Consider the following 12817-nt stretch of genomic DNA (forward strand, 5'->3'; position numbering starts at 1 on the left):
TTAATTCAATATTTTGTAGAATCCCTTTTCATTCGTTGGATGGAAAGGGATTTTTTGTTTTAAACAACTCTCTTTCCAATGTTTTTGAATAGTATATGAATTTGATGCATCAGCAATTATTATCTTAGGATGTAATGTTTTTAAAATCCGATCCAGATTAATTTTTGGTGACTGAATTAAAAGTAAAATGTCAGGTTGTATTTTATCCTGATAAATTCCTGTACTATCAATAATATAAATCTTATTGTTATTAAAATATAGTGTGTTTTTGATTTGTATTTTCTTTTTTAAAGAGCTAAAATTGCCAACCAGATAGGAATTCAAAATACCGTTTTTTGATGTTTTCTTCAAAAAATCTTTATTACCCATCAAAGTAATGTTTTCTCCTTTTTTTACAGAAATGATTGTTTCTTTTTTCATGTTATAAATAATAATTTCCTGTTGGCTCTGGATATCTTTTTTAGTCATTATAAATGAGATTTGTAAAATAATTACAGCTGATAATGTCCAACATAGTTTTAAATAGGTTGGTTTTTTTATCCAAATAATGGCAAACGTTATAAATAAGTAAAATGAAAATAAATAGTAATTGTTAAAACTAATGTCCTTTATTACAAAAGAATCAAATGAAGCTACAATATGAATAACCTTATTTAAGAGGTAAATGCTTTTTTCTAAAATTTGAATCAGAAATTCCGGAGTGGCATTAAAAACGGCTAAAATCATTACCAATATCCCAACAATCATTACGACAGATAAAATCGGGATAATAACAATATTGGTCACAAAAAATAATCCGGGAAACTGATGAAAATAATATAAACAGAGTGGCAAAGTGCCAATTTGTGCTGCAAACGAAACCGTCAAAACATTCCAGATGTTCATTACAATTTTGTTTTTAGGGTTCCATATATTTTTTAATACAGGCTGGAGCCAAATAATAAAAAATAATGCCAGATAACTTAGTTGGAAACCTACATCAAATAAAAAATAGGGTTCAAAAAGTAATATCAAAAAAAGGGAAACTAATAAAGTATGATAAGTATTGTCGCTTCTTCGAAGATGATTGCCAATCGCAAGAAATGAAAACATGACTACTGAACGCAGTACAGAAGGGGATAAACCTGAAATTATTGCAAAGATAAATAGAGCCGTCAGAATGGCAATTAGTTTTATAAAAGAGCCTTTTCGTGTATTTCCAATTGGCTTTAGAACAAAACCAATCAGTAACATTATAAAACCGACATGCAACCCTGAAACCGAAAGGATATGTGTAGCACCAGAAAATTGATAATCCTGAATAATTTCAGAAGATATTTCTTGTCTTTGACCCAGGATAAGAGCTAAAGCAACATTCATTTCAGTAGGAGCAAAATGTTGCTTATTAAGGTTATTTACAATCCTAGAGTGTAATTTTGCCGTGTAATACCAAATGTCTTTTTTTATTGTTTTATTAATTTTTATTTCCGATTTAGTAGCAAAAACCTGCGCATAAATTTGTTTGTCTTTCAGATACCGGGCATAGTCGAACTGGTTCGGATTTTTGGGACTGCTATTTTGCTGTAATGTAGTTTTTAAACGAATTGTGTTCCCAATTAAAAGTGAGTTAGGTAAGGTGTCTTTTTGGATATTTACAATAATTCTTCCTGTGTAATTTTGATTTTCAATTCGGCTAATGATCGCTATGTATCTGTCGTTATAGTCATTGCCTTTTAATTTCTCACGCAGGCAGAATGTTATTTGTTGTGGCTTTTCAAAAACATTTTTGCAATTTGTGTAATTTGTTTTTTGTAAAGACTCCGTATGAAATAACAAGGTGAGGCAGCCAATAAAAAATGCTGCCAAGTAAGTATTCAGGGTATAAAACGTTACAAGTTTCTTTTTCTTTTGTGATAAGAAGTAAGAAGTTATAAGAGATAGTAAGGCTGAAAAAAGAGCAAAACTTATATAAAGTAAATCAGGATTTAAATAATAACCAGCTAGAATGCCAATTATAAAAAAAATGGTGATTTTACTCAAAGGGTAATTTAATACTTTCATAATGTAAAAGTATTAAAAAATGTAAGAAAATTATCATTTTTTTTAATTAAAACTATTCGAGTATTCTGTTGATCTGAACAAATGAAGTTTTATAATAATTCTCTTTTGTTGACGAAATAATTACTCCTTTTGAAGTTGAGGAGTGGACAAATTTTATTTCATCACGACTTGCCTCTGTTATAAGCCCAACATGATTAATTTGCTTGCTTTTGTTGGTTTTAAAGAAAATTAAATCCCCTTTTTTTGCATCATCGAATTTTATTACTCTTCCAATTTTCGATTGTTCGTAAGAACTTCTGGGAAGTTCAATATTTTCTGTTTTGAAAGTAGAAAAGACTAAACCTGAGCAATCAAAACCAGCTTTTGTAGTGCCAGCAGGTTTATAAACAACTCCAATATTATTAGTTGCAGTTTCAATTAATTTATTTACTACATATTTTGTGTCTTTTTTAGATTCTTTATTTGAGATTGAACCTGTTTTACATGATATCAACAAAATAGGAAACAGTATTAGTAAAAATGCCTTTTTCAAAATGAAAATTTTTATTGTTTTTTTAAATCAGCGACAATAAGACTGGCTGTTTTTTTACTGGCTCCAATTCCTCCAAGCTTTTGTTCTAAAAGATTATATTTTTTTAATATTTCCTTACGATAATCCGGATCTAATAATTTTTGTAATTCTTCTTTGATTCTTTTTGTGTTACATTCATTTTGAATTAATTCGGTTACGACTTCTTCATCCATAATCAAATTAACCAGTGAGATATATTTTAAAGTAATAATTCTTTTCGCGATTTGATACGATGCCCAGCTTCCTTTATAACAAACTACTTCAGGAACTTTAAAAAGTGCAGTTTCTAAAGTTGCAGTTCCTGAAGTAACTAAAGCGGCTCTTGAAGAACGTAATAAATCATACGTTTTATTCGAAATGAATTTGATGTTTTTACTTGAAATAAATTGCTGGTAGAATTCAAAATCCTGACTGGGAGCACCGGCAATGACAAATTGATAATCTTTAAAATCATCAACAACGCTTAACATCACGGCTAGCATTTTTGTGATTTCCTGTTTTCGGCTGCCAGGTAAGACCGCAATAATTGGCTTATCACTTAATTGATTTTCTTTTCTAAAAATAACTTCATCGAAAGCAGGCTGATTATGAATAGCATCAATTAAAGGATGTCCGACAAATTCTACCGGAAAACCATGTTTGTCTTCGTAAAAGCCTTTCTCGAAAGGTAAAATTACGAACATTTTATCTACATCATTTTTTATTGCTGTAATCCGGCTTTCTTTCCAGGCCCAAATTTGAGGTGAAATGTAATAATGTGTTTTATAATGCAATGTTTTTGCCCATTTAGCAATTCGCATATTAAATCCCGGGTAATCAATAAAAATGATAACGTCAGGATGAAATTCTGAAATATCTTTTTTGCAGAATTTAATATTGTTTAATATCGTTTTTAAATTAAAAACGACTTCAACAAAGCCCATAAAAGCCAATTCACGATAGTGTTTTACTAAAGTTCCGCCTGCTTTTTGCATTAAATCCCCTCCCCAAAATCTAATTTCAGCTTCAGGATCCTCTTGATATAAGGCTTTCATTAAATTAGAACCGTGTAAATCACCAGAAGCTTCGCCTGCAATAATGTAGTATTTCATACTTTTAGTATTTTTTTAAAGGAACACAAAGATAGTAACTTAAATCAGTAAAGTTGAGAATGCCAAAACAATCACTGCAAAGATGACGCCTCCTGCCATAGATTCTTTATTCCTTTTTAACAAAATTGCAAAAACAGCAAGATCTAAAGTGGTACCTAATGTAATTACTTTTCCTAAATAGCCATTCTCTTTAATGGTCTTGATTGCATATAGAATATCAAAATCTGTAAAAAAAGTAATGAACAAACAAGTTCCAATTAAAGAAGTCAAAATTCCGACAATGAAGCCAATTAGTATGTCTTTTTTATTCATTTAAATTCCATGTATTTAGTTGTTGAATCGCATGATGGGCAGTCAAATCAAACTGAACAGGAACTACAGAAACATAGCCATTTTCTAACGCCCATTCATCTGTGTCATCTCCTTTATCCTGATTTACAAATTCGCCAGAAAGCCAGTAATAGTCCTTTCCAAAAGGCGTTTGTCTTTTATCAAATTTTTCTACCCACATTGCTTTTGCCTGTCTGCAGACCTTAATGCCTTTGATTTCTTTTTCTTTCAGGTTTGGAATATTAACATTTAGAACCACGCCTTGTGGTAATTTTTTTTCAAGAGTTTCCAAAACTATTTTTTTTATAAATGTTTTGGCGGGCTCAAAATTTGCGTTCCAGTTATAATCCAATAATGAAAAGCCTATAGCAGGGATTCCTTCAATACCTGCTTCAACAGCCGCACTCATGGTTCCGGAATAAATTACATTTATAGAAGAATTTGAACCGTGATTGATTCCGGATACACATAAATCAGGTTTCATTTTCAAAATTTCATTTACGGCTAATTTTACGCAATCTACAGGAGTTCCTGAGCAACTATATTCTGTAATCGGATCATTTTCTTTAGATATTTTGTTAAGGTATAAAGTATTGTTTATAGTAATAGCGTGCCCGGTTGCGCTTTGAGGTTTATCGGGGGCAACAACAATTACCTCTCCAATAGTTTTCATAATTTCTATTAAACTTCTTATACCAGGAGCAGTAATGCCATCATCGTTGGTAACTAATATTAAAGGCTTTTTAGTTTTCATAAATAAAGATTTAACACAAATGTAGGTACAGATTTTCATAGAATACCAACAAATAAATTAAAATTTGTCAACTAAATTATCAATGTTTTTAGTGATTGAAAGATTTTTATATCTTTAACAAAAAATTATAGAAGGGTTGGCTTTATTGGCTTGATTTTTACTATAACTTAGAGAAAAAAATTGATGAATGCTATTATTAAATTTATGAAAAGAAATTATAAAATCCTTATAGCCGTATTATGCTTGTCTGTAACCTTGTTTGCTTTCAAGGTTAATGCAGATAAAACTGTAGATCCGGATCCTAATAAAGATAAAATGCTTTTAGAAATATTGGCATTTGTTATAGAAAAAGGGCATTATAATCCGCCGCCAATTGATGATGAATTTTCAAAAGGAATTTTCAAAGATTATATTGATGCGCTGGATCCCTCAAAAAGATTTTTTCTGCAGTCTGATATTGATGAATTCAGACAGTATGAATTAATGCTGGATGATCAGTTCATCAACAAGGATTTGACGTTTTTTAATCTTACTTATGCCAGATTAATGAAACGTATGGAAGAAAGCAAAAAAAGATATAAAACGATTTTAGCACAGCCATTCAATTATAATATTGATGAAACTTTTAATGCAGATTATGAAAAAATCCCATATGCAAAAAGTACTACTGAAATTAATGAAAGATGGAGAATGCAGATTAAATTATCAACTCTTTCTTCTTTGGTAACAAAGCAAAAGTTAGAAGAAGATAAAAAGAAAACAGATCCGTCATATAAAGTAAAATCTTTTGAAGCTTTAGAGAAAGAAACACGTGAAAGTTCTCTTAAATCATTGGATGATAATTTTAGTTTAATAAAAGATCTAGATAAGCAAGATTGGTTTTCTGTTTATGTAAACTCAATAATGACTCGTTTTGATCCGCACACCAGCTATTTTGCACCAGAAGAAAAAGATCGTTTTGATGTAAATATTAGTGGAAAATTAGAAGGAATTGGAGCCCGTTTGACTAAGAAAAACGATTTCACACAAATTGATGAATTGATTTCCGGTGGTCCGGCCTGGAAAGGAAAGGAGCTTGAATCAGGCGATTTGATACTGAAGGTAGGACAAGGAAAGGAAGAGCCTGTAGATGTAGTAGGTATGCGTCTGGATGATGTTGTGAAAAAAATCAAAGGGCATAAAGGTACAGAAGTAAGACTTACTGTTAAAAAGGTAGACGGAAGTATCAAAGTTATTTCAATTATCAGAGATGTAGTTGAGATAGAAGAAACATACGCTAAGTCAAGTATTGTTGAAAAAAACGGATTGAAATATGGTGTAATTTATTTACCTAAATTTTATATCGATTTTGAAAACAAAGACGGCCGCGATGCGGGTAAAGATATTGCGCTGGAAGTTGAAAGACTTAAAAAAGAAAATATTAGCGGAATTGTACTTGATGTGCGTGATGATGGTGGCGGATCACTTTCGACTGTAGTTGATATTGCAGGGCTTTTTATCGAAGAAGGTCCAATTGTTCAGGTAAAATCAGCGGGCAAAAAGAAAGAGGTTTTATACGATAAAGATAAAAAAATTGAGTGGGATGGACCATTGGTAATAATGGTAAACAGTTTTTCTGCCTCAGCATCTGAAATATTGGCAGCAGCAATTCAGGATTACAAACGAGGTGTAATCATTGGTAGTAAACAAACGTATGGAAAAGGTACTGTTCAGACTGTTATCGATTTGAATCAGTTTGTTCGTAATAGTGATTTTGGTGATTTTGGAGCCTTGAAAGCAACTGCTCAAAAGTTTTATAGAATCAATGGAGGTTCAACTCAACTTGAAGGAGTAAAAAGCGATGTTGTCATGCCGGATCGTTACGCTTATTTAAAAATGGGTGAGCGCGATATGGATAATGCAATGCCTTGGGATAAAATTGATCCTGCAAACTATAATGTATGGAATTCAAATGAAAACTTTAGTCAGGCGATATCCAATAGTAAAATTAGAATTGCTCAAAATCCTCAGTTTAAATTAATAGAGGATAATGCGAAATGGATTGATGTTAAAAACAAAGAAAACACATACAGCTTAAATATTAAAAATTTCAAAGCCACACAGGAGCAAGTTGAAAGCGAAGGCAAAAAATACAAACCAATTGCTGATTATAAAAATAATCTGGTTTTTAAATCATTGCCTTATGAAAATCTTGAAATAGCTAAAGATGCTTCTTTAAAAGAAAAAAGAGAAGCATGGCATAAGGCTTTGTCAAAAGACATATATGTTGAGGAGGCTTTAAATGTATTAGACGATCTACAGCCTAAAGGTAATGTTAATAAGCAAACCAATTCCTCTAAATTAAAAAAAGACAAAGTTGTTAAGTCTTAATATTAATTGTACTTACATAAAAAGTTAAAGCTCCATATTTCTTGATTTATGGAGCTTTTTTTGAAAACATATTTAATTACATACATGAAAAAAATACTCGGTTTATTTTTAATTACATTTTGTGTAATCTCTTGTAAAAAAGATGAAAATAAAGTATTGATGGCTCAAAATATATTGGTTGATTACAAACAAAATATTTCTCAATCAGGTTATACTGTTGATTATCTTCCAACTTCTACAACAAAGCAAATTGTAAAACATGATTATTATACTTTGTCATACAATGAAAAATTTGAACAGGCAGAATGGGTGGCATATGAATTAAAGAAAGAGTATTTGAAAGATAATGATTTTAAAAGGCCTTATTTTATTGAAGACCCGAAGGTGACCACCAGATCGGCAGACTGGAGGAATTACAAAAAATCCGGATACGATAAAGGGCATCTTTGCCCTGCAGGAGATATGGAGTTTGATAAAAAAGCATACGACGATACATTTTATACTTCGAATATTTCACCTCAGAACCATGAATTTAATAGCGGAATCTGGAATCGTCTAGAAAATAAAGTTCGTTATTGGGCTGGAAAGTATAATGCTATTTATGTAGTTACCGGAGGAATTTTAAGGGATTCTGATAAAAAAATAGGAACAGAAAAGGTTTCTGTTCCTAAATATTTTTATAAAATTGTTTTGGCTAAATCAGGAAAGGAACACAAGGCAATTGCTTTTTTGATTCCGAATGAAAAAAGCCAAAAGGGAATTTACGAGTTTGTAGTTCCCGTTGAAACTTTAGAAAAAATGACCGGAATTGATTTCTTCCCTAATTTAAAAAACTTAAAAAGCGGTAAGGACTTTTAAATCGGCAATAGTTGCTATTGGGTTTTCTGCTTTAAAAACAAAGCTTCCTGCAACTAATACATCAGCTCCTGCTTCTGTTAATTGTTTTGCATTTTTATTGGTTACACCGCCGTCAATTTCGATTAGTGTTGAAGCGTTTTTACGATTAATTAATGCTTTTAGTTTTTTTACTTTGTCATAAGTGTTTTCTATGAACGACTGGCCTCCAAAACCAGGATTTACACTCATAATACAAACTAAGTCAATGTCATTTATTACATCTTCTAATAAATCTATATTTGTGTGAGGATTGATTGCAACACCCGCTTTCATTCCTTCGGCTTTAATAGCTTGTAAAGTTCTGTGTAAGTGGGTACAGGCTTCGTAATGTACTGTTAAATTATTGGCTCCGAGATCTGCAAAAGTTTTGATGTAACGGTCAGGATCGACAATCATTAGGTGTACATCGATTGTTTTGTTTGCATGTTTTGAGATTGCTTCTAAAACAGGCATTCCAAAAGAAATGTTAGGAACAAAAACTCCATCCATAATATCAATATGAAACCAGTCAGCCTGGCTATTATTAATCATTTCAATATCACGTTGTAAATTGGCAAAATCAGCTGCAAGAACAGAAGGAGCAATAAGAGTGTTTTTCATTGTTGTTAGTTGTGATGCGTTATTTTTTGCAAAGGTAATTATAAAAAATAAAAAACTCCGGTAATCAGCCGGAGTTTCAATCATCAATCAAAAAACGAACAGTCAATCAAACTGTTGTTTGCGTTACAAAGGTTTCATATTTCATGTGTCAAGTTACAAAAAGTAACCTGAAACTTTAACCTGAAACAAATATTGTTTAACCTAAATAGGTTTTAAGGATTTTACTTCTCGAAGTGTGTTTCAATCTACGAATTGCTTTCTCTTTAATCTGACGCACACGCTCACGGGTTAAGTCAAAAGTTTCTCCGATTTCTTCCAAAGTCATCGGATGCTGATCACCAAGTCCAAAATACAAACGAACAACATCAGCTTCTCTTGGAGTTAATGTTTCTAAGGAACGCTCGATTTCAGTACGAAGAGATTCGTGAATTAATTCTCTATCCGGATTTGGAGATTCTCCAGAACGTAATACGTCATAAAGGTTAGAATCTTCTCCTTCAACAAGAGGGGCATCCATTGATAGGTGACGTCCAGAGTTTTTCATAGACTCTTTTACATCGTTTACAGTCATATCAAGTTCCTTTGCAATTTCTTCAGCAGAAGGCGGGCGCTCGTTAGATTGCTCTAATAAAGCATACATTTTGTTGATTTTATTGATAGAACCAATTTTGTTTAATGGTAAACGAACAATACGGGATTGTTCAGCCAATGCCTGAAGAATCGATTGACGAATCCACCAAACTGCATAAGAGATAAATTTGAAACCACGAGTTTCATCGAAACGTTGAGCGGCTTTAATAAGACCTAAGTTTCCTTCATTAATTAAGTCAGGAAGTGTTAATCCTTGATTTTGATATTGTTTGGCCACAGATACTACGAAACGTAGATTGGCTTTTGTTAGTTTTTCTAATGCTCTTTGATCACCGGCCTTTATTCTTTGTGCTAATTCTACCTCTTCATCAGCGGTAATTAGGTCAACTTTTCCAATTTCTTGTAGATATTTGTCTAACGATGCAGTTTCACGATTGGTTACCTGCTTGGTGATTTTAAGTTGTCTCATGTTGTTGTCTCCCTATTTTTTAAAGTGTACAAATGATTATACGTAAGGAGTATCAAAAAAGTTACAATAAATAAAAATATTTTTTAAAATAATAAATCTACCTGAGAATTTATTCTTTCCAGATAATAATCTATTTTTCGGATTGCCCGGTTAAAAAATAAGTTTTGCTCTTTAATACCGGATTGCCCTAACGGTTTTGAATTAATGATTTGTTGTTTGAAAAACTGATGTACATTCTTGCAGCTTTCTTCATTATCAGTAATGAAATATCCCAGCAGGGTATATGGAACAAACATGGTAAGTTTTTCAGGAGTTTCTATCATCATATTGTTATTTAACAATATGAGTTCATTATAATAGAGGGCAAAATTAGCATTAGAAGCATTGCATTTTTCCTGAATTAAATTTACAATCCTTTTTAAGTCTTTGCATAATGCATTTGCACTTTTCAGATTCAGTAATCCTGATTCATAAAAGTATAAAATTTGCTGTAAACTGCTGTTAATGGTAGTGTCATTCCAAACTTCATTTACGCTAGCATTTTCATACGTTTTTTTTAGTGTTTGCATGTATTCCGAAAAAGATTCATCGATTACGAAATTTTCAAAAGTAACTTTCTTTTGGCTTGTGTTTAAAAGATTTAACCATACAAAAGCTTTAAATTTTGATAAAATTGTACCGTCCATAAAATAAAATAGCGGAATGTCTTTCGCGGAATAAAACAAGGTTGTTTTTGGATTTTTGGTTAAAAATGCTATCTGTTCAGCAGATGATTTGAAATACTGCAGCATGTCCTTTAAGGTTTCAATCTCAATTGTTTTTTCGACAATGACCTTTTCTTTTTTCGAAAATAAATTGTCCAAAGAAATATTGTAATGACTAGCTAGTTTGATGGTTTCGTCGATAGAGAATTTACTCTTTTGGGAGATTCTTCGGTGTGATGCATCGTAACTGATTTCCAGGATAGCGGCGATTTCGTCTATTAACGAATCAGACTTAGAAACTTTACTTCTAATTGCTTTTAAAAAAGATTCCTGATGCTTCATAATTTGTGATAATCACAAATATAGAAAATACTTTTATTAGTTTTTGCAAATACAGATGTGATAATTGCAATAGGTTTGCTCTGTAATTTAAAATAATCAATAATTATGAAAGCTAAATATTTCAATAAATCGGCAGATGAAAAGCTATTTTTTCTTGCTTTAAAAGAAAAAGTTAATGATAAACTCAAAGATAAAACCGTTTCGCATGGAGATGCAGGATTTTGGTTTAAAGGGTTGTTTTGGACTCTAATCTGCTACTCGTCGTATTCGTTGTTATTCCTGAATAGTAATAAAACTATTTTTTGGCTTTTATATGTAGTTTTTCAATTGTCAGGATTATTGATCGGATTTAGTTTTGGTCATGATGCTTCTCATAACACAGCTTTCCGAAATAAAAGAGCAAATTCAGTTTTACACTTTTTTAGTTTTCTGACAGTAGGAATTGATCCTTTACTTTGGGGATTAAGACATATTCGATCCCATCATTTGTATGCAAATGTTGAAGGGAGTGATATTGATATAGATAAAAATCCATTTTTGAGGCTGAGCCCAACGCATCCCTGGAAACCAAAGCATAAATATCAGGCATATTATGCGCCATTTGTTTATATGTTTACTTTACTACATTCTGTTTTTATGAGCGATTGGGTGTATTTGTTTTCAGATGAATACGACTGGATGAAACGAGGAGTTTCAAAGGCTGAATTATACTTTAGATTTTTACTGTATAAAGTGTTTTATTTTTCTTTAGTGTTAGTACTTCCGTTATTGTACGCTGACTTTTCCTGGACTTTTATTGTGCTGACTTTTCTAACCGCTAGTGCTTTTACATCGATGGTGTTTATTATAATGCTTGTGGGGACGCATTTTTTTGATGGAGCAGATTATCCACAGCCTGAAGGAGAATTTCTTGAGCATACCTGGGCGGTTCATCAATTATACACTAGTTGTGATTGGGATGCCGATAAAGGCTGGGCAAGGTTTTTAAGCGGTGGGTCAAATTGCCATGCGGCACATCATCTCTTTCCTAATATCTGCCACACGAACTACAGTGAAATAAATAAAATAATTGAACATACGACAAAAGAATTCAAACAGCCGTATCACCATAAGACTTTATTTGAAATGATGTTTTCGCATTTTAAGCATTTACACAAAATGGGCAAGCGTTAATTTTATAATAAGAAAAGGTTTTAATGTTTGATTAAAATAAAAAATCATGAAAACATTAAATAAAAAAGGAGTTTTAAAACCAGGAAGATCTCAATATACCTTAATTATAATAATGTTCAGTGTGTTGAGTTTTGGACAGCATAATTTTTCAAAAGTGACAGATCATACACAGGTAAACAATATTGCTTTAGATTCTTCTGTAATATTAGATGTAAAAGAAATAAAGCTGGATTATTTCAGATGGAAATCTGATAATAATTTAAGAAATGACAGTATTAAAATTTTCAGTTTGTCGCCAATTTCTAAAAGAGTTAATAAAGTAAATGGTTTTGCTCTGGGTGCTGGTCATTTTGAAAATCAAAATATTACACTCCAGGTAATTAATGGGCTAAATATTGAGGCCAGTCCTATATCATTAGCTCTCATTTCTTTTTCTATAAATGTTCCATTTGAGTCATTATTTGTGGGGATTAATGACAATGTTATAAGCAATGTCGCTTTTTTTGATGACAACATAAAAAGTTATATAAAAGTAAATGGATTAAATGTGAGTTCGGGTGGTTTTATGGGAGGGGCAGAAGTGAGAGGAATCAATATTTCAATATTTTCAGGGATGAATAAAATGAATGGTTTTTCTGTTGGCGGGATATTAAATACTAAAAATTTCAACGGGTTAAGTATTTCAGGTTTAGCTAATTTATCTGATTTTGGGAATGGAATTCAGATTGGGCTTTCGAATGTTTCACGAAGACATAATGGAATTCAGATTGGTCTGTTTAATAATTCTAAAGAATTGCGAGGAGTGCAATTTGGGCTTTGGAATACAAATGGAAAGCGTAAACTTCCTTTTTTTAACTGGCAGTTTAAGAAATAAAAAGAAACGTA

The 12817-nt window shown here is 31.7% G+C and carries 12 protein-coding genes; 4 read left to right on the top strand and 8 right to left on the bottom strand.

Going from position 1 to position 12817, the window contains the following annotated elements; translation table 11 throughout:
* The 5 genes from P5P89_RS11225 to surE are packed head-to-tail and all read right to left on the bottom strand — an operon-like array spanning position 1 to position 4786.
* Positions 1–2040 carry a ComEC/Rec2 family competence protein gene (locus P5P89_RS11225; RefSeq protein WP_278008412.1) on the bottom strand — a complete coding sequence of 680 codons (2040 nt, stop codon included), beginning with the start codon at positions 2038–2040 and terminating at the stop codon, positions 1–3.
* Between the two features lie 52 nt (positions 2041–2092).
* Complete coding sequence (locus P5P89_RS11230; RefSeq protein ID WP_278008413.1) at positions 2093–2572, bottom strand: C40 family peptidase; 480 nt, start codon at positions 2570–2572, stop codon at positions 2093–2095.
* Between the two features lie 11 nt (positions 2573–2583).
* Positions 2584–3702 (bottom strand): lipid-A-disaccharide synthase, encoded by a 1119-nt coding sequence (lpxB, locus tag P5P89_RS11235; RefSeq protein ID WP_278008414.1) that lies wholly within the window; start codon positions 3700–3702, stop codon positions 2584–2586.
* Between the two features lie 39 nt (positions 3703–3741).
* Positions 3742–4014 (bottom strand): hypothetical protein, encoded by a 273-nt coding sequence (locus P5P89_RS11240; protein WP_278008415.1) that lies wholly within the window; start codon positions 4012–4014, stop codon positions 3742–3744.
* Positions 4007–4786, bottom strand: coding sequence for a 5'/3'-nucleotidase SurE (gene surE, locus P5P89_RS11245; RefSeq protein WP_278008416.1), 780 nt, complete (start codon positions 4784–4786; stop codon positions 4007–4009). Before surE ends, P5P89_RS11240 begins: the two co-directional genes overlap by 8 nt.
* Positions 4787–4969: 183 nt before the next feature.
* Between surE and P5P89_RS11250 the strand changes: the two genes are divergently transcribed.
* The gene (locus P5P89_RS11250) at positions 4970–7156 is read left to right on the top strand and encodes a carboxy terminal-processing peptidase (protein ID WP_278008417.1); all 2187 of its coding nucleotides are present in this window, start codon (positions 4970–4972) and stop codon (positions 7154–7156) included.
* A gap of 159 nt (positions 7157–7315) precedes the next feature.
* Complete coding sequence (locus tag P5P89_RS11255; protein ID WP_379680504.1) at positions 7316–8014, top strand: DNA/RNA non-specific endonuclease; 699 nt, start codon at positions 7316–7318, stop codon at positions 8012–8014.
* On the opposite strand, the gene rpe is transcribed toward P5P89_RS11255, so the two are convergent.
* The 3 genes from rpe to P5P89_RS11270 form a co-directional block, all read right to left on the bottom strand.
* A complete protein-coding gene (gene rpe, locus P5P89_RS11260; protein WP_278008419.1) occupies positions 7991–8653 on the bottom strand; it encodes a ribulose-phosphate 3-epimerase in 663 nt (220 codons plus the stop codon). The genes P5P89_RS11255 and rpe overlap by 24 nt on opposite strands.
* Before the next feature lie 196 nt (positions 8654–8849).
* On the bottom strand, positions 8850–9713 hold the full coding sequence (locus P5P89_RS11265; RefSeq protein WP_007804760.1) for a sigma-70 family RNA polymerase sigma factor: 864 nt from the start codon (positions 9711–9713) through the stop codon (positions 8850–8852).
* Positions 9714–9796: 83 nt separating this feature from the next.
* A complete protein-coding gene (locus tag P5P89_RS11270) occupies positions 9797–10759 on the bottom strand; it encodes a hypothetical protein (RefSeq protein ID WP_278008422.1) in 963 nt (320 codons plus the stop codon).
* 105 nt (positions 10760–10864) lie between these two features.
* Between P5P89_RS11270 and P5P89_RS11275 the strand changes: the two genes are divergently transcribed.
* Positions 10865–11932 carry a fatty acid desaturase family protein gene (locus P5P89_RS11275; protein ID WP_278008423.1) on the top strand — a complete coding sequence of 356 codons (1068 nt, stop codon included), beginning with the start codon at positions 10865–10867 and terminating at the stop codon, positions 11930–11932.
* 46 nt (positions 11933–11978) lie between these two features.
* Positions 11979–12806 carry an LA_2272 family surface repeat-containing protein gene (locus P5P89_RS11280; RefSeq protein WP_278008424.1) on the top strand — a complete coding sequence of 276 codons (828 nt, stop codon included), beginning with the start codon at positions 11979–11981 and terminating at the stop codon, positions 12804–12806.
* Positions 12807–12817: the final 11 nt, after the last annotated feature.

Source organism: Flavobacterium gyeonganense (assembly GCF_029625295.1).
GTDB lineage: Bacteria > Bacteroidota > Bacteroidia > Flavobacteriales > Flavobacteriaceae > Flavobacterium > Flavobacterium gyeonganense.

Excerpts from the sequence above, each read along its gene's own strand:
- P5P89_RS11225 (WP_278008412.1), bottom strand. The coding sequence starts at position 2,040 with ATGAAAGTATTAAATTACCCTTTGAGTAAAATCACCATTTTTTTTATA.
- lpxB (WP_278008414.1), bottom strand. The coding sequence starts at position 3,702 with ATGAAATACTACATTATTGCAGGCGAAGCTTCTGGTGATTTACACGGT.
- P5P89_RS11240 (WP_278008415.1), bottom strand. The coding sequence starts at position 4,014 with ATGAATAAAAAAGACATACTAATTGGCTTCATTGTCGGAATTTTGACT.
- surE (WP_278008416.1), bottom strand. The coding sequence starts at position 4,786 with ATGAAAACTAAAAAGCCTTTAATATTAGTTACCAACGATGATGGCATT.
- P5P89_RS11250 (WP_278008417.1), top strand. The coding sequence starts at position 4,970 with ATGAATGCTATTATTAAATTTATGAAAAGAAATTATAAAATCCTTATA.
- P5P89_RS11255 (WP_379680504.1), top strand. The coding sequence starts at position 7,316 with ATGGCTCAAAATATATTGGTTGATTACAAACAAAATATTTCTCAATCA.
- rpe (WP_278008419.1), bottom strand. The coding sequence starts at position 8,653 with ATGAAAAACACTCTTATTGCTCCTTCTGTTCTTGCAGCTGATTTTGCC.
- P5P89_RS11265 (WP_007804760.1), bottom strand. The coding sequence starts at position 9,713 with ATGAGACAACTTAAAATCACCAAGCAGGTAACCAATCGTGAAACTGCA.
- P5P89_RS11270 (WP_278008422.1), bottom strand. The coding sequence starts at position 10,759 with ATGAAGCATCAGGAATCTTTTTTAAAAGCAATTAGAAGTAAAGTTTCT.
- P5P89_RS11275 (WP_278008423.1), top strand. The coding sequence starts at position 10,865 with ATGAAAGCTAAATATTTCAATAAATCGGCAGATGAAAAGCTATTTTTT.
- P5P89_RS11280 (WP_278008424.1), top strand. The coding sequence starts at position 11,979 with ATGAAAACATTAAATAAAAAAGGAGTTTTAAAACCAGGAAGATCTCAA.